The organism is Cypionkella sp. TWP1-2-1b2 (assembly GCF_049896245.1).
GTDB lineage: Bacteria > Pseudomonadota > Alphaproteobacteria > Rhodobacterales > Rhodobacteraceae > Cypionkella.
In genome coordinates this window covers 18276-35288 of record NZ_JAFCTX010000041.1, presented here as the reverse complement: position 1 = coordinate 35288, position 17013 = coordinate 18276, and the positions used below count along the sequence as shown (strand labels likewise).

Genomic DNA, 17013 nt, shown 5'->3' with positions numbered 1-17013 from the left:
ACGTACCAAGCCCTCTGGACCGCCGTCGGTGCAGTCTGCGATCTATTCCATAGCCAGGAATGCAGAAACTACTTCAAAGCCGCAGGATATGGTCCCGATTGAAGGTGACTTGCTCTAAACTTTCGCAACAACATGGGCCAGCGCGAGTTAGTGAGATGTTCAGGCTTCAGGTCGGACAAAAACAACTAAAGGCGGTGTAGCCCCCCCCTCACTCCCCCACTGACGCCAAATATTCCATCAACGCGGGCCGCACAGTCTCCGCCCCCTCCCTCCGCGCGCGATCAATCACCGCCCGCGCTTCCGCCAAATCCACCCGCCGCAGCAGAGCCTTCACCGGGCCGATGGACGCCGGACGCATCGACAGGTTCCGCAGCCCAATCGCCGCGAACGCCACCGCCTCCACCGGACGGCCGGCATCCTCGCCGCAGAACGACAGCTTGGTGCCGGCCTTGGCACAGCGCGCGATCACCACCTCCAAAAACGTCAGGAACGAGGCGTTCAGCGAGTCGTAGCGCTTGCGCACCCGTTCATTTTCCCGATCCGCCGCGAAGAAAAACTGTTTCAGATCATTGCCGCCGATCGAGATGAAATCCGCCATCTCAAAGAACGCATCCGGCGCATAGGCCAGACTCGGCGTCTCCAGCATCGCGCCCACTTCCAGCGCGGAAGGCACCGCATGACCCAGAGATTTCTCGCGGTAAATCTCGCGCAGCACATGCGCGCGGGCCTCAACAAATTCGCCATGCTCGGACACAAACGGGAACATGATCGCCAAAGGCCGCCCCGCCGCAGCCCGGATCAGCGCCTGCAACTGCATCCGCAGCACGCCCGGCTTATCCAACCCGACCCGGATCGCCCGCCAGCCCATCGCGGGATTGGGTTCATCCTGCGGTTTCATATAGGGCAGCACCTTGTCCGAGCCGATGTCCAGCGTGCGAAACGCCACTGGCAGGCCCTTGGCGGCCTCAATCACCCGAGAATACAGCGCCGCCAATTCATCGCGGCGCGGCATGTAATTGCGCACCAGAAACTGCAATTCGGTGCGGAACAGCCCGACCCCTTCGGCACCCGAGCCCACCAGAGACGGCAAATCCGCCATTAGCCCGGCGTTCATATGCAAGGCAATCGTCACCCCGTCGCAAGTTGTTGCCGGCAGATCGCGCAGACTGGCATAGCGTTCCTGCGCCTTGGCCTGCATCGCCATCGTGCCCCGGAACGACCGCGCCACGGTTTCTTCGGGCCGCAGATGCACGATGCCCTGATCGCCATCGACCAGAATCGGATCGCCGTTCAGCGCCTCATTGGTGATGCGCTCGGCATGAATGACCATCGGGATCGCCAAAGCCCGCGCCACAATCGCGGCATGGCTGCCAACCGAGCCTTCCTCCAGCACCAAACCCTTCAACTTGCGGCCATATTCCAGCAGTTCCGCTGGCCCGATATTGCGCGCCACCAGCACCGGATTGTCCGGCATCTCGGCCCCGGTATCCTTGCCTTGCCCGGTCAAAATCCGCAGCAATCGGTTCGACAGGTCATCCAGATCGTGCAGCCGCTCGCGCAGATAGGCATCCGGCACCTGACTTAGCCGCGCCCGCGTCGCCGATTGCTCTTTTTCCACCGCCGCTTCGGCAGACAGGCCCGAGGAAATATCCTCCTCCATCCGGCGCAACCAACCGCGCGAATGGGCGAACATCCGGTAGGCTTCCAGCACCGCCTTTTGGTCCTTGTCCAGACTTTCTGCTGACAGCAGATCATCCACCGACACCCGCAACACCCCAACCGCCTCGCGGATGCGGTCAATTTCGGTCAACGGATCGTCGGCGACCGGGTTGGTTACCACAACGCGCGGCTCGTGCAGCCAGACCCGACCTTCCGAGGCACCCTCTTGCCCGGTTGCCCCCCGAAACAGCACAGGCTGCTTGTGAAGCCGCCCCATGCCGCCGCCACCCTCGCCTGCGAACGCGCCAAGCTCGGTCATCTCGGCCAGCACCATCGCCACCACTTCCAGCGCGTAGATCTCGTCTTCCGAATAGGCCCGCGCCTGTTTCGACTGCACCACCAGCACGCCCAGTTTCTCGCCCACCCGCTGAATTGGCACGCCGAGGAAGGCCGAATACAGCTCCTCCCCGGTTTCCGGCATAAACCGAAAGCCTTTTTCAGACGGCGCATCAGCCGTATTCACCGGCAGACCAATCCGCGCCACCCGGCCGACCAAACCCTCACCCAGCTTCATCCGGGTCTTATGCACAGCGGCTTTCTTCAGGCCTTCCGTCGCACAAAGCTCCAGCGTTTCGGGGTCGCGGAACAGATAGATCGAGCACACTTCGGTGCCAATCGAATCCGCGATCAGATGGGTGATCTGGTCAAGCCGCTCTTGCCCCTTCGCCTTGGTGCCCAGCACATCGCGCAGGCGGCGGAGAAGTTTACGACTGTCACTGTCACTGCGCTCTGTGGGCATCGTCTTAATCCGATCAAATCCAATCTGCTCTCTATAGGCGAGTTGTGTGACAAAAGTCAGTGGGCAAACCGTTGTCTGCCCCGAGTTTATCAATCCTTGCGTAAAAACCGCCCGATGCCGCAGCAATCGCGGCAGAATTGCGCGCAAGCGTGTCGGTCTCACGGCCATGTGACAACAGGTGATCGTGCTCGGCGTAAGATCGCCGCCCCGGCCTCTCGACACCCCAGCCCTGTCATGGCAGGTAAACTCCATGTCACTGCTGACCCGCCTTTTTCTTTTGCTGACCGTGTTGGCACTGCTGCCTTTCGGCAGTTTTTCCGTCAAATTCGGCACAGGCGCGTTCAACACTGGCCCTCGCACTGTCGCGGTGATCTCTGCCCAGCTTGATGACGCAGCCGTTGCAGCCACGCCTGCCGAAAAAACCTTCGCCTCGGCGCAAAGTCGTTGCAAAAGTCCGGCCTTGCCCGGCTCGCCCTGTAACCAGGCGCTGGCGGTCTGGCCAACCGAGCTGACACTCGCCTTCAACGCCCCGGCAACCACGGTTCACCCGTCTGCTTGGCTGCCAATGATCGGTCACAAACCCGCTCTGCCCCTCGGCCCGCCAAGGCTGGTCTGAACGCCACCGCCGCGCCCGATCGCGGCCCCGTTCTGCTTACATTCCAGCCGATAAGGATACCCCCATGCTTACCCGACGCGCCTTCATGGCTGCGGCCTCTGCCGCATCGCTTTCCGCCTGTGCCCCCAAACCCCCCGAAGTAATCCCGCCACCGCCGCCCCCCCCGATGCCCGCCCGCTATGGCGCGATCTATACCGAGCCGCATCCGGTCCCCGCCGTACCCGATGGCGTGGTCGATGAAAAACTCTGGCGGCAAGAGGTTGACAACCCGTTCCCCGCCGAGCCCCCCGGCACCATCATCGTCGATCCCGATGCCGCCTACCTGCATCTTGTCACTGAACCGGGGCGTGCGTTGCGCTACGGCGTCAGCGTGGGCGCGGCAGGTTACGGCTGGAATGGCACAGCGCGCATGCAGTTCCGCCGCACATGGCCAGTCTGGAAGGCCCCGGATTCAATGATCGAACGCCGCCCCGATCTTGCGCCCTATTCCGTCGCCAATGGTGGCATGCCCGGCGGTCCCGGCAACCCCTTGGGGGCCCGCGCGCTTTATCTGTTCCAGAACGGCGAAGACACGCTCTACCGCATCCACGGTGCTTGCGAGCCGAAATACCTTGGCAAATCGGTATCCTCGGGCTGCATCCGTATGCTTGATCAAGACGTGATCGACCTGCATGACCGCGTGCAAGACGGCTGCAAAGTCGTGGTACTGGCCTCGCTCGGCCAATCGCAATTTGAGGTGCCGTATTAACGCGGCTCAGAGTTTCGCGGAAACACATATCGGAAAACGCGGTGGCGTCACAGGCGAGACCGCGATTTCCGCCCCCCTCAATTTGCCGCCGTAAAGCTGAACCGCTGTCTCCGACAGCGCAGCGAAAGCGGCCAAGCCACACGCAAGCGTGCTGTCCGCGCCATGCGGGCCAGCTTGCCCGAACCCCCACAACCTGCAATCCTGCCCAAATGAACGATGCCCTCAACCTCACTGGCCGCATCCTGATCGCGCTGCTGTTCCTTGGCGGAGCGGCGCAGAAATTCGGCGACCCCACCCAAGTCAGCCAAATGATCGCCTCCATCGGTCTGCCGACATGGCTGGTCTGGCCCACCGCCGCCTTCAACCTGATCGCGGCCATCGGCCTGATCTTCGGGCCCGGCGTGCGCAGGTGGGCCTTGATCCTCGCTGCCTATTGCATCTTCACCAGCTACTTCCACTACCAACTCCGCGCCGACCCATGGCAGGTGACGATCATGGTGAAAAACTGGTCGATCGCGGGCGGGTTGTTGATCTTGGCGGCGCAGGGGCCGGGGCGGCGGGGGATCGCAAGGCATGGCGGCAGGCATAGCAAGTGACAGGTTTTGCCGCTCAGGCTTTGCCGCAAGTCGTTACCAAACCCTTAACCAAAAAACCCAACTCCCTGATAATAAGCAACTTCCCATCTGGTCCCAACTCGGGACCACATAGAAAAACGCCGGGCAGCCAAGCCACCCGGCGTCAATTTCACAATCCGAAATGACCCGCTCAGGCCTTCTCAAGCTCAAAAGCGTCGTGCAAGGCCTGCACCGCCAGTTCCATATATTTCCGGTCGATCAGGACTGAGATCTTAATCTCGGATGTCGCGATCACCTTGATATTGACGTTCTCTTTCGACAGCGCCTTGAACATCGTCGCCGCCACTCCGGCATGGCTGCGCATCCCGATCCCCACCACGGAAATCTTGGCAACATCGCTGTCCACCACGATGCCATCATAGGTGATCATCCCGGCAGCCACCGCGTCTTCCATCGCTTTCTGCGCGCGTGCCACCTGATTGGTCGGGCAGGAGAACGTCATATCGGTGGTCGCCCCCTTGACGCTGCCAACTTCAACTTCCGAGATGTTCTGCACGATCATATCAACGTTTACGCCTGCCTCGGCCAGCGGCCCAAAGATCGCCGCGGCTATACCGGGCCGATCCTCAACCCGCACCAGCGTCACCTTGGCTTCATCGCGCGAATAGGCCACGCCCGATACAACTTTCGATTCCATAATCTCATCCTCGTCGCAGACCAGCGTTCCAGAGTTCTCATCGGTATCCTCAAACGAGGACAACACCCGCAGCCGCACCTTATAGCGCATCGCCAGTTCAACCGAGCGGGTTTGCAGCACCTTCGCGCCCAAGGATGCCAGTTCCAGCATCTCCTCAAACGCGATCTTGTCCAGCTTGCGGGCTTTATTGGTTATGCGGGGGTCGGTGGTATAGACCCCATCGACATCCGTATAGATATCACACCGCTCCGCCCCGAACGCCGCCGCAAACGCCACGGCGGTGGTGTCCGATCCACCGCGGCCCAAAGTCGTCACCCGACCCTCCGCCGACACGCCCTGAAAGCCCGCCACAACCGCAACCTTGAAGCCTTCAGCAAATTTCGCGTCAATATGCTCACGCGGGATCGACACAAACCGGGCGTTGGCATGCGCCGAGGTCGTGTTGATCGGCACCTGCCAACCCTGCCACGACCGCGCCGCGATATCCATTTCCTGCAACCGCAACGCCAGAAGCCCGGCGGTGACATTCTCACCGCTCGACACCACGGCGTCATATTCGCGGGCGTCATACAGCTTCGAGGTGCCTTCGACAAAACCAACCATCTTGTTGGTCTCGCCCGACATCGCCGAGACAATGACAATCACGTCATAGCCGCGCGCGACCTCGGCCTGCACTTTTTTCGCGGCATTTTCGATACGCGCCAAGTCGGCCACCGAAGTGCCGCCAAATTTCATCACCAGAAGCGGCATGGTGCGCCTTTTCCTGCCATTCAAATCGCGGGCTTCATATCAGAAGCACCCGCGAGGGCAAGGCCACCGATCAGGCGGCCTCAGCCAAACCCGGCCAGCAAATCGGTCAGCCCAATCACGTTGCGGGAATAGAAAGCCAGATCGACCGAGGCATCGCCGTTAAAATCGAATTCATACAGCAACACCGCCATCCCATTGTAAACACCAACGCCCGCGCCGATCAGCGGCAGGCCGGTGCCAACCCTGGCTGCCGCATCATGCAGATCCAACACATCCCCCACCTCGAAATCATCAAGATAATCGACACCCCCACTGCCGACCAGATCGAACACAAAGCGGTCACTGCCGGCACCACCATGCAACTCGTCCGTGTCCGCGCCGCCCGTCAGCGTGTCATTGCCCGCCCCGCCGTCCAGCGTATCATTGCCTGCCCCCCCGATCAGTTGCTCGGCACTGCCCACCCCGGTCAGATGGTTCGCCCCCGCGTTGCCCTCCAATCTTTGTACCGAGCCGCCGCCCGTAAGATCCAACTGCGCAGCGCCAAGCAGTCGCAGCACCTCGATGTTCTGACTATACCCCACGCCCGAACGGGCATCCAGCGACGCGCTGTCAGTCTCCACCACATCAAAGCCCTGATCTGCCGCCTCATGCAGATGATCCAGCACCGGGTCATAGAGGAAGTAGCGATCATCGCCGGCGCCGCCGTACAACTCCACCCGATTGAACGCGGTCAGCGCCAGCAGCACGTCATTGCCCGCCCCGCCATACAGGCTTTCGCCATCCATCCCACCCGAGGTCAGCGTGTTGCGGCCCGCATTGCCGATCATCATCAGCACCTGACCACCGCCCGACAGATCAAGGTCCTGCGCCCCCTGCAACTGCAAAACCTCAACCTGCTCAAAGTTGCCACCACTCAACGCGATCACCGACGAGCGCACGATGTCGTAGCCTTCCCCTCCAAGCTCAACCACCTGATCCGCCGCACTGTCTAATTGGTAAATGTCATCGCCCATCCCACCCCGAAGGTGGTCATTTCCGCCATCGCCGATCAGCAGATCGTTGCCGCTGCCGCCGTCTAACGTATCATCTTCGGTCCCACCATAAAGCGCATCATCACCTTCCCCACCCGACAGCATATCGCCATCGCGACCGCCAAACAGTCGGTCATTGCCAGCATCGCCGCTCAGCGTATCCAAGCCATTCAGGCCAATCAGAGAATTATGACTACCACCACCAAACAGGCTGTCATCGCCGAAATTGCCGTTTTGGGTATCGGCACCGTCGCCGCCATAGAGACAATCCGCATCATAGCCGGAATCGAGATAGTCGTTCCCCGCCTCGCCCCACAATCTATCCGCGCCGGTGCCGCCGAACAGCCGATCATCGCCACCGGGTCCAGCCAGCACCGCGCTGTCGCCCCACAGCTGATCCGCGCCGCCGCCACCATAGAGCGAATCCTTGCCCAAACCGCCGAGCACGCGATTGGCTCCCGAATTGCCCGTGATCGTGTTGGCCAAGTTGGACCCGGTCACATTGAAATTGCTTGTCCCCTGCAAAGTCAGATTCTCGACATTCAGCATCGGGACCATACTGATGCTGCTGCGCCCCAAAGCCACGGCGCGCAGCAAATAGGTCGGTGTGACAAACACTTGATCGGTGCCGCCATTCGCCACGTCAATCACCCTGATATCGGTGTGGTTCAACTGATAGCTGTCATTTCCAAGACCACCCGACAGGGTTTCGGCAAGGCTGTAGGCGGTCTCCTGCGCCGCCGTCAGCCCCGAAAACCGTTTGGCCGAGATCAACAGATCCTGACCATCGCCACCCGACAGCATTGTGCGCATCGTCAAGGTCTCGCCGGGAAGGGCAGTGCTGAAAAACGATTGCCAATTCGCCGGGCCTTGCCAGCCCGTCAGCGTATCATTTCCAGAATAACCCGTCAGCGTCGTGACGTAACTGCGCACCGCCCCCGAGGCGATCAACTCACCCGCCGTGAACACCTGCTGTACCGTCATGACATCATTGCCAATGGTTCCGGTCGCAATGCGGGTAAGGCTGGGTTCGGCCAAGTCAGCCACCTTTGGTTAATTTCAACTCATATGGGCAACAATGTCAGCGACACGCAGGGATGTGTTCTATAGTTGAACAGATCCATTATGGCAGAAATTGCGTGTCGGTGCAATTTAGCTTGAATTGCGCGTATCGCCTGCCCCAAGCCGGAATTCGCGCGAATTCCGGGCACGAATTCCGCTACGGAATTCGCCTACAGCGCCCGCCAGCCGATGTCAGAGCGGCAAAACCCGTCCGGCCAGTGCAGCAGATCAATCATCGCATAGGCCCGGTTGCGCGCATCGGCCAAACTATCGCCGCGCGCCGTGATGTTCAGCACCCGGCCACCATTGGCTGTGACCTGACCGTCCTTCATCGCCGTCCCGGCATGGAAAGCCATGTGACGGCTGTCTTCGGGCATCCGCTCCAGCCCTTCGATCACCGAGCCCTTCTGATACGCCCCCGGATAGCCCTTTGCCGCCATCACCACGGTAATGGCATGATCATCCGCCCAATTCACCTGCGCTTTATCCAGCCGCCCCTCGGCACAAGCCAGCAACAAATCCAGCGCCTGCGCGCCCAGACGCATCATCAACACCTGCGTTTCCGGGTCGCCGAACCGCGCGTTATACTCCACCAGCCGCCCCTGACCATCCTTGATCATCAGGCCCGCATAAAGCACCCCCTGATAGGGCGTGCCACGCCGCGCCATCTCGGCAATCGTCGGCAAAACGATCTCATTCATCGCGCGGTTCGCAATCGCATCGGTCAACACCGGCGCAGGCGAATACGCCCCCATCCCGCCGGTGTTCGGCCCGGTATCACCATCGCCCACCCGCTTGTGATCCTGCGCCGTGCCAATCGGCAAAGCATGGACGCCATCGGTCAGCACAAAGAAGCTGGCCTCCTCGCCGGTCATGAATTCCTCTATCACCACTTCCGCGCCCGCAGCCCCGAACTCGCCGCCGAACATGTCGTCGATGGCAGCCAACGCCTCATCGACCGTCATCGCCACAATCACGCCCTTGCCTGCAGCCAGCCCGTCGGCCTTAACCACAATCGGAGCCCCCTGCGCCCGGATATACTCCTTCGCCGGACCCGCTTCGGTAAACCGAGCATAAGTCGCCGTCGGCGCACCACAAGCATCGCAAATTTCCTTGGTAAACCCCTTCGAAGCCTCCAGCTTCGCCGCCTCGGCACTCGGTCCAAAGGTCAAAAACCCCGCCGCCCGCGTCGCATCCGCAACCCCCGCCGCTAGAGGGGCTTCCGGCCCGACAATCACGAAATCAATGGCATTTTCGGCGCAGAATGCCACCACTTCTGCCCCATCGAGAATGTCAAAATCCGCACATTCCGCCAGCATCGCGATGCCCGCGTTCCCCGGAGCCACAATCAACCGATCGGTCTTCGGGTTCTGCTTCACCGCCCAAGCCAAAGCATGTTCGCGCCCGCCCGAGCCGAGAATAAGGATGTTCATGCGCGCCCCCGCTTGGCTTGTGGATGCAGGCTTCATAGGATGGTGCTTGGGGTTGAACAAGGGCGGCCATGTGCGAGGGGACAATGCAGGACGATAAACTGTGGTACGAGACCAAGGCGGCCCCAAGCGCCCTTGCCACCGCTGACCTAACCCTTGAGTGGGCAATAACCGAGAGCCTTCGCAAAACATTCGGGCTTAGCAAAGACGATTGCGCCATCGTGATGCTTGAATACCGTAAGTTTCGATATATGCGCGATGTTGCCGAAGGTCAGATATCGCCCTCTCCGCTCATGGCGTTCGTACAATCGCGCGACATGCCCAACTCAAGCGCTTTCGCTGAGATCAAGCACTGGTGGGGTGGCGCAGGAAGATCACTTACTTCAGCTTCATTGTCTTTTGTCCACGAACCTGCCTATAAGCGCGCCGTTGATCTGTATCAACAAGAGTTCGCCGCGACACCGCCATGCAAAATTTGGCCAACACGTTTGCAGGCTCATCGCAAAAACCAAGCCTCTGTCGCGTTCGGTCTTGGGCTCGCGGCAGTCATCGTGGGTGATTGGGTGAAATCTGACATCACATCTGCATTGGGCTTTGTTTTGTGTTTTCTTGCGTTTGGCTACCTTGTTTTTCTTGGCCGCCATTGGGCCGAGCCGCCCGGTGATGCCTGAAGGAATATCTGCGACCGCTTTTCTCTGATCGGGTTTCATGCCAATCTTCCCCGATGACCGACCTATTCGAAGACACCCCCGCACCGTCCAATTCCCCCGAATTCACCGTCTCGGAACTCTCCGGCGCGGTGAAAAAGGTCATTGAGGGCGAATTCGGCCTTGTCCGGGTGCGAGGCGAGGTCGGTCGCGTCAGTCGCCCCGCCTCGGGCCATCTCTATTTCGCGCTGAAAGACGACCGCGCCTCCCTCGACGCCGTGTCGTGGAAGGGCCAAGTTGCCAAGATGCAGGTCCGCCCCGAGGAAGGTATGGAGGTGATCGCCACCGGGCGGATGACCACCTTCCCCGGTCAGTCGAAATACCAACTGATCGTCGATGATGTCGCCCCCGCAGGCGCGGGCGCTTTGATGGCGATGCTGGAGAAACGCAAAGCCGCCCTTAGTGCCGAGGGCCTGTTCGACCCCGCCCGCAAAAAGCCGATCCCCTATCTGCCGCAAGTGATCGGCGTCGTCACCTCGCCCTCTGGGGCCGTGATCCGCGACATCCTGCACCGCCTGCGTGACCGTTTCCCCCGCCATGTGCTGATCTGGCCCGTCGCCGTACAGGGGCAGAACTGCGCCACCGAAGTCGCCGCCGCCATCAAAGGCTTCAACGCAATCATCCCCGGAGGCCCGATCCCGCGCCCCGATCTGATCATCGTCGCAAGGGGCGGCGGCAGCCTGGAAGACCTCTGGGGTTTTAACGAAGAAATCGTGGTCCGCGCCGCCGCAGCGTCAGAAATCCCGCTGATATCGGCAGTCGGCCATGAAACCGACGCCACCCTGATCGACTACGCCGCAGACCTTCGCGCGCCCACCCCCACCGCCGCCGCCGAACTCGCCGTCCCGGTGCGCCTCGACCTGATCGCCACGCTGGCTGACCTGACCGCCCGAAAGTCGCGCGGCATCGCCCAGACCCTGCAACGCCGCGACCAACGCCTGCGCGATCTGACCCGTGCGCTGCCCCGCTTGGAGACCTTGCTCGCCACCCCCCGCCAACGCCTTGATGCGGCAACACAACGCCTCGGCGGCGCGCTGGGCATCGCCGCCGCCAAGAAACGCGGCACCTACGCCACCATTGCCTCGCGCCTGCGCCCCGAGGCCCTGCTAAGGCTCATTGCCCGCCGCCGCGAGGCGCTGAACACCGCCGACCTGCGCCTGAACGACCGCACCCTGCGCGTGGCCGAGCGCAAACACGCAGGCTTCGACAAATGGGCCTCGCGCCTCGCCCCAGCGCTCACCCGCCTGATCAGCGACGCCACCCGCAAAACCGCCGAAGGCCGTATCAAGCTGGATCAACTCGACACCCGCCTGCAAACCGCCCCAACCCGACGCCTCGCCAGCCTCAGCCAACGCCTCGACGCGCTGGACCGCACCCGCACCACGCTGGGCTACCGCGAAACCCTGAAACGCGGCTACGCCGTGGTGCGCGGCGACGGCCAAGTGGTCACCAGCAAAGCCGCCGCTGAAAAGGCGCAAATCCTGGAGATCGAATTCGCCGACGCCCGCCTGAACCTCGGCCCGCGTCCTGCCAAAAAGACCAAGCCCGGTGGCCCAGAGCAAGGCAGCCTGTTTTAAGCACCCGCCCACCCGCCGAATTTCAAGCGCGAAATTCGGGATGCGGAATCGTTCGCGCCTATTTTCGAACCAGGGTTTTGGCTGCGACGCTGGACCTCCGGGAGGAGTATTTCAAAAAGAGCAAGGGCTTCAGGCTTGCTCTTTTTGAAATACTCGCGCCGCAGGCTCCAACGCTGCAATAAGCTGAGCCGGGTAGAATCTATCCCCGGTAGCGCCGCCGAGCGGGGCCTCGATGGCCCCCGAGGCGGCCCCGGTTACAAGGTCAAACGCCGACCTGCGGCCCCATACAGCCCATCGGCCCGGCACTTTGTGCCACCTCGGACAGATCAGACCCCACGCCATCGCCGATGAATTCGGCCTTCATCCCGGCGCTGCCCATGAAGAACATCCAGCATTGCGGATCATTGGGGTCTTCATAGACAAAGCAAATCTGCGGGCCCTTCTCGTACCAATAGCCTTCGCGGCACTCATCCTCGGTGAAGGCCCAGACCACCTTGCGACCCGGTTTATACTGCTCGGTGCCGTACACCGTGCCGTCCAGTGCGTAAGTCAAGGTCTTGCCCGTCACATAGGCCTCAAACGCCGCTGCGGTCATCGGAGGGTTGGGCGGCACAACGCTGGGCGGCGGCGGCGTTTCGGCCAAGACCGGGGCGGCAAACGCAAGGAAGGCGAGGGCGAGGCAAGGACGCATGACAATCTCCGTTGCAGTGATCCTGCCCGCAGCTTGCCGAGAAATCCAGTGACAGCTTCGTGTCCGCTACTGCCAGCGTTTCAGATGCGGGCGGATTGCGCGCTTCCAGAGCGGCGGGCAGAGCGCGATCATACAGGCCAGCGGCAGCGGCCAAGGCAGGCGCGGCGCAGCTTCGCCATCCGGCAAGCGTAAAGCAGGGTAGGGGCGGGCGGGATGCGCATGGTGATCAGAATGGCGGGGCGCGTTCAGCATGAACGCCGCCGAGAACCAATGCGGCGCGTTCCAACTGTGCCGGGCCGAGACCAGCTCCAGCCGCCCATCCGCCTTCACCGCCCTCGTCAGCCCATAATGCTGCACGTAATCCGACAGCATCAACTGGCTTTGCGCATGACCCGCCAGTGCGGCCCAAGCCAGAGCCCCCCAAACCCCAGCAATCGCGAAACCCAAGGCCAGACAGAGCCCCGCCACTCCAATATAAACCGCATAGGGATGTACCCCATTGGTTCGCAGACTGGCCTTGCCGCGCTGGCGCAGGGCATCCTCTGCCGCCCAACCCCGGCTAAAACTGCCCCTCCACGCCCGCAGCAGAAACGCATAATAGCCCTCACCCGCACGCGCGGTATTCGGGTCCTGCAGTGACGCCGCATGGCGATGATGCACCAGACGGTGCGCCGAGGTGTGGTGGCCAAACAGCAGCCAGCAATACACCAGCGCGCCCAGCCGAAACAGCCCGCGTCCCGGCCGATGGATCAACTCATGCGCCGCCGGGTTTGCCACTTGGCCCAGCCACAGCCCCGCGCCGACAAACACCGCCACCCGCGCGCCAGCCGAAAGCCCGCTCCCCCCCGCCACCGCCCAGACGGCGGCAGGCATCAGCCCCAGTGCCCCCACGCCTAAAATCACCAGCAACGCATCCGCCGCCGGAAACTCCGTCCCCTCCGGCGCATCGCCCAGAAACCAGCCGCTGATCTGGTCCAGACACGCAGCAAACCCGGTCATATAGACCAGCCCCGCCACACCCCACCAAGTCCCCCAAAACACGCCCGCGCCCAACAGCGCCAAAGGCAGCAACGAGGCCAGCGCAAACAGCGCCATTGGCAGGGAACGTGAGGTTACAGCTTGCATAGCCCGCAATCTAACAGGAGAAATCACAAGGGCCAGAGCCAAGGAGCCGCAGATGCAAGTCGACCCGCGCCTGTTGCTCATCCTCTTGGCCTTTGTCTGTTTCCTGACCTATTGGGTCACCTGGGCGGGCCGCGATGGCATCGGCGGCCCCGGCCCACAGGTCAAAACCGCATCGACTGGTTTGCTCGCCGTCGTCGCCTTCACCGATCCGGCCCGTTCCTTCCAGTTGATCACGCTCGGCCTCGCTTTCGGCGCGCTGGGCGATTTCGCCCTGACCCGGCGCAGCCAGACCGCGTTTCTGCTCGGCATGGCCGCCTTCGTCGCAGGCCATCTCGCCTATATCGCCGCGTTCTGGCTGCGGGCGCAAACCATTGCCGACGCTATGCCCCCCACCGCTATGCCCGCCACCGCCATGCCTTCAACCTCAACTCTGGCCGCCCTGATCGCGCTTGCCATGCTGCTGCTGTCCACAGAGGTCTGGCTCGCTCCGCGCACCGGCGCGTTGCGCTGGCCGGTGCGCGGCTATGTCGTGGTAATCGGTCTGATGGGCATGGCAGCATTGCTACTGGTGCCGCATCCCGTGACACTTGGAGCGACATATCTGCAAATTGGGGCCGCTCTGTTCATCCTGTCCGACCTGCTGCTGGCGCTGCGGTTGTTCGTGTTCCCTACCGGAATGACCGCGCACAAGCTGTCGATTGCGCTCTGGCCCGCCTTTTGGCTTGGCCAAACATTGATCTTCTTTGGCGCTGCCCTGTACTGGCTGCCGTTTGCCACCACTTGGTGAGCATTTGAGGACAAATCCCCCGCCCGCCCTTTTCCCGACCCGATAAATCCCTTAGGTGAAGGAAACCTAAGCCAAAGGCCCAAACCCATGTCCTTCTTCAAAAAGCTGAAAGACCGGATGTTCCGCTCCTCCGACAAGATCGGTGAGGGGCTGGAGGCTTTGGTGGCCGAACCCGAAGCAACAGCGGCTGCCTCACTTGACCCTGTTGCGCAGACGAAAGCCGAACCCAAGTCCGAGGCCAAACCCGGCTTGATCTCGCGCCTGATCGGCCAGTCTACCGAGCCCCGCCGCCTGCTTGACGATGCCATGCTCGAAAGCCTTGAGGAACTCCTCATCACTGCCGATATGGGCGTCGATACCGCCACCCGCGTCACCGCCAACATCGCCGAAGGCCGCTATGGCAAACGCATCTCCACCTCGGAACTCCGCGACGCGCTGGCCACCGAGATCGCCCGCATCATGGCCCCGGTCGCCCGCCCGCTGCCGCTCTACCCACAAAAGCCGCAGGTCGTGCTGGTGGTCGGCGTCAACGGCTCGGGCAAAACCACCACCATCGGCAAACTCGCCGCGCAGTTCAAAGCCGCCGGCAAATCCGTGGTGATCGCCGCAGGCGACACCTTCCGCGCCGCAGCTGTCGAACAGTTGCAAGTCTGGGGCACCCGCGCGGGCGTGCCCGTGCTGACCGCGCCCGAAGGCTCCGATCCCGCCAGCCTCGCCTTCGACGCGCTGACCAAAGCCCAAGCCGATGGCGCTGACCTTCTGCTGATCGACACTGCTGGCCGCTTGCAAAACCGGCAGGATCTGATGGAGGAGCTGTCGAAAATCGTCCGCGTCATCCGCAAGAAAGACCCCACCGCGCCGCACAACACCCTCCTCGTGCTGGATGCCACCACCGGACAAAATGCCATCAATCAGGTTGAAATCTTCCGCAAGATCGCCGATGTGACGGGTCTTGTGATGACCAAACTCGATGGCACCGCCAAAGGTGGCGTCCTCGTCGCATTGGCCGACAAATTCGGGCTGCCGATCCACGCCATCGGCATTGGCGAGCAAATCGACGACCTCGCCCCATTCGACCCCGACGATTTCGCCCGCGCCCTCGTCGGCCGATCAGATTAGGGGCCAACGCGACTAGGTCATCCTCTCTGCTCAAATATCCTCGGGGGTCCGGGGGCAGACAGCCCCCGGCGCTTGGCCCCACGCGCAGCGTAAGTAAATAATGTCAAACTGGCTCGTCTCCATCGCAGGCACAACCACCGGCCAGCATCTCGCCTTGGCCCTCGCGCTCTTGGCCGCCGTCTTGCACGCCATTTTCGGTGCGCTGCAAAAGGGCAAGCACGACCCATGGCTCTCGCGCGCCGTCATTGACCTGACCTACGGCGTGATCGCCGCCCCCTTCGCGCTGCTTATAGTGCCATGGCCCGAATCCCATATGTGGCCGATCTTCGCGGGCGCGTTCGTGATCCACGCGGTCTACAAACTGCTGCAAGCGATGACCTACGACCGTGGCGCTTACACCGTGGTCTACCCTGTGGTCCGAGGCACTGGCCCACTTTTCACCGTGATCGGCGCGGGGCTGGTCTTCGGCGAACACTATCACCCGCTGCAATGGTTCGGCGTCTGCCTGCTGGTCGCGGGCATCCTCGGCCTTGCCGTCTACAACCTGCGCCACCTGACCGCCGAGCGCGATACCCTTGTCGCAGCCCTGACCTTCGCCGCAGCCACCGGCGCGTTCGTCGCCATCTACACCACCTATGACGCCTGGGGCATCCGCGCCACCGCCGACCCTTTCACCTTCCTCGCGTGGTTCTTCATGCTCGACGGCATTTTCATCCCCGCCCTGATGGCGCGCCGCATCGCAAGCCTGACCAAAACTCAAGCCATCCCCCTGTTCAAACGCGGCCTGATCGGAGCCTTTGTGGCCTATTTCTCTTTTGGCTCGATCATGATCGCCACAAGGCTGGACCGCGTTGGCGAAGCCGCTGTGCTGCGCGAGACCTCCACCGTGTTCGCCGCATTGATCGGCTGGCTTGTGCTGGGCGAGAAGGTTGGGCTTGTCCGCACTGGCCTGATGGCGCTGATTGCGTTAGGAGCAGTCGTGATGGAATGGGCGGGGTAAACCAATGGCCACGACGACAACAAAACCGGCGAAACTAAATCCCATGGTCAAGCTGGGACTAGAGCTTGGCCCTATCGTCTTGTTTTTCGCGGGCTTCCGCTTTGTCAAAGACAAAACCTACCACATCCTCGGCACCGATTATTCCGGCTTCATCCTGATGACCGCCGTGTTTGTCCTATTGATCATCGCCACCACCGCGATCCTGTGGAAACTGACCGGCACGCTGTCGAAAATGCAGTTGATGACGCTGATTTTGGTGATCGTGATGGGCGGATTGTCGGTCTGGCTGAAGGATGAACGCTTCATCAAAATGAAGCCAACCCTGCTGTATCTCGCCTTCGGCATCACCCTCGGCATCGGCTTATTGCGCGGCCAATCCTATCTGAAACTGGTGATGGAGGAAGCCCTGCCGCTGCACCCCGAGGGCTGGATGATCCTGACCCGCCGCCTGACCGCCTTCTTCTTCGGCCTCGCCATCGCCAATGAAGTGGTCTGGCGCACCCTCTCGACCGACGCTTGGGTCAATTTCAAAACCTTCGGCCTAACGGCAGCCTTATTCCTGTTCTTTATCAGCCAAAGCGGTGTGCTTAGCCGCTATGCGGTGGAACCTGACGCCACACCGGATAACGAATAGCCCACC

15 protein-coding genes are annotated in these 17013 nt (G+C 61.8%); 9 read left to right on the top strand and 6 right to left on the bottom strand.

The features are described 5' to 3' along the window. Positions 1 to 208: 208 nt before the first annotated feature. Positions 209 to 2458 carry a phosphoenolpyruvate--protein phosphotransferase gene (gene ptsP / locus ACP7AP_RS20195; RefSeq protein ID WP_426037094.1) on the bottom strand — a complete coding sequence of 750 codons (2250 nt, stop codon included), beginning with the start codon at positions 2456 to 2458 and terminating at the stop codon, positions 209 to 211. A 250-nt stretch (positions 2459 to 2708) separates the two neighbouring features. On the opposite strand from ptsP, the gene ACP7AP_RS20190 reads away from it, so the two are divergent. From ACP7AP_RS20190 to ACP7AP_RS20180, 3 genes are all read left to right on the top strand, one after another. Further along, positions 2709 to 3074 (top strand): hypothetical protein, encoded by a 366-nt coding sequence (locus tag ACP7AP_RS20190; protein ID WP_426037092.1) that lies wholly within the window; start codon positions 2709 to 2711, stop codon positions 3072 to 3074. A 64-nt stretch (positions 3075 to 3138) separates the two neighbouring features. Beyond that, positions 3139 to 3822: a L,D-transpeptidase gene (locus tag ACP7AP_RS20185; protein WP_426037090.1), complete on the top strand. Its 684-nt coding sequence runs from the start codon at positions 3139 to 3141 to the stop codon at positions 3820 to 3822. 209 nt (positions 3823 to 4031) lie between these two features. After that, complete coding sequence (locus tag ACP7AP_RS20180) at positions 4032 to 4418, top strand: DoxX family protein (protein ID WP_426037088.1); 387 nt, start codon at positions 4032 to 4034, stop codon at positions 4416 to 4418. A 169-nt stretch (positions 4419 to 4587) separates the two neighbouring features. On the opposite strand, the gene ACP7AP_RS20175 is transcribed toward ACP7AP_RS20180, so the two are convergent. The 3 genes from ACP7AP_RS20175 to purD all read right to left on the bottom strand — a co-directional run bounded on the left by ACP7AP_RS20175 (position 4588) and on the right by purD (position 9370). Beyond that, the gene (locus ACP7AP_RS20175; RefSeq protein ID WP_426037086.1) at positions 4588 to 5844 is read right to left on the bottom strand and encodes an aspartate kinase; all 1257 of its coding nucleotides are present in this window, start codon (positions 5842 to 5844) and stop codon (positions 4588 to 4590) included. A gap of 80 nt (positions 5845 to 5924) precedes the next feature. Then, a complete protein-coding gene (locus ACP7AP_RS20170; RefSeq protein ID WP_426037084.1) occupies positions 5925 to 7913 on the bottom strand; it encodes a calcium-binding protein in 1989 nt (662 codons plus the stop codon). A gap of 194 nt (positions 7914 to 8107) precedes the next feature. Continuing rightward, complete coding sequence (gene purD / locus ACP7AP_RS20165) at positions 8108 to 9370, bottom strand: phosphoribosylamine--glycine ligase (protein WP_426037082.1); 1263 nt, start codon at positions 9368 to 9370, stop codon at positions 8108 to 8110. An 83-nt stretch (positions 9371 to 9453) separates the two neighbouring features. On the opposite strand from purD, the gene ACP7AP_RS20160 reads away from it, so the two are divergent. Both ACP7AP_RS20160 and xseA read left to right on the top strand, forming a co-directional pair. After that, positions 9454 to 10038, top strand: a complete 585-nt coding sequence (locus tag ACP7AP_RS20160; RefSeq protein ID WP_426037080.1) for a hypothetical protein — start codon at positions 9454 to 9456, stop codon at positions 10036 to 10038. Between the two features lie 53 nt (positions 10039 to 10091). Continuing rightward, entirely contained in the window at positions 10092 to 11651 is a 1560-nt protein-coding gene (gene xseA / locus ACP7AP_RS20155; protein ID WP_426037078.1) for an exodeoxyribonuclease VII large subunit, read from the top strand. Between the two features lie 262 nt (positions 11652 to 11913). On the opposite strand, the gene ACP7AP_RS20150 is transcribed toward xseA, so the two are convergent. Further along, complete coding sequence (locus ACP7AP_RS20150) at positions 11914 to 12342, bottom strand: hypothetical protein (RefSeq protein ID WP_426037076.1); 429 nt, start codon at positions 12340 to 12342, stop codon at positions 11914 to 11916. Between the two features lie 66 nt (positions 12343 to 12408). Beyond that, on the bottom strand, positions 12409 to 13467 hold the full coding sequence (locus ACP7AP_RS20145; protein ID WP_426037074.1) for an alkane 1-monooxygenase: 1059 nt from the start codon (positions 13465 to 13467) through the stop codon (positions 12409 to 12411). Between the two features lie 52 nt (positions 13468 to 13519). Between ACP7AP_RS20145 and ACP7AP_RS20140 the strand changes: the two genes are divergently transcribed. From ACP7AP_RS20140 to ACP7AP_RS20125, 4 genes are all read left to right on the top strand, one after another. After that, positions 13520 to 14254: a lysoplasmalogenase gene (locus tag ACP7AP_RS20140; protein ID WP_426037072.1), complete on the top strand. Its 735-nt coding sequence runs from the start codon at positions 13520 to 13522 to the stop codon at positions 14252 to 14254. 87 nt (positions 14255 to 14341) lie between these two features. Next, entirely contained in the window at positions 14342 to 15373 is a 1032-nt protein-coding gene (gene ftsY, locus ACP7AP_RS20135; protein ID WP_426037070.1) for a signal recognition particle-docking protein FtsY, read from the top strand. 100 nt (positions 15374 to 15473) lie between these two features. After that, complete coding sequence (locus tag ACP7AP_RS20130) at positions 15474 to 16373, top strand: EamA family transporter (RefSeq protein WP_426037068.1); 900 nt, start codon at positions 15474 to 15476, stop codon at positions 16371 to 16373. A 4-nt stretch (positions 16374 to 16377) separates the two neighbouring features. Further along, on the top strand, positions 16378 to 17007 hold the full coding sequence (locus ACP7AP_RS20125; RefSeq protein ID WP_426037066.1) for an inner membrane-spanning protein YciB: 630 nt from the start codon (positions 16378 to 16380) through the stop codon (positions 17005 to 17007). The last annotated feature ends 6 nt before the right edge of the window (positions 17008 to 17013 follow it).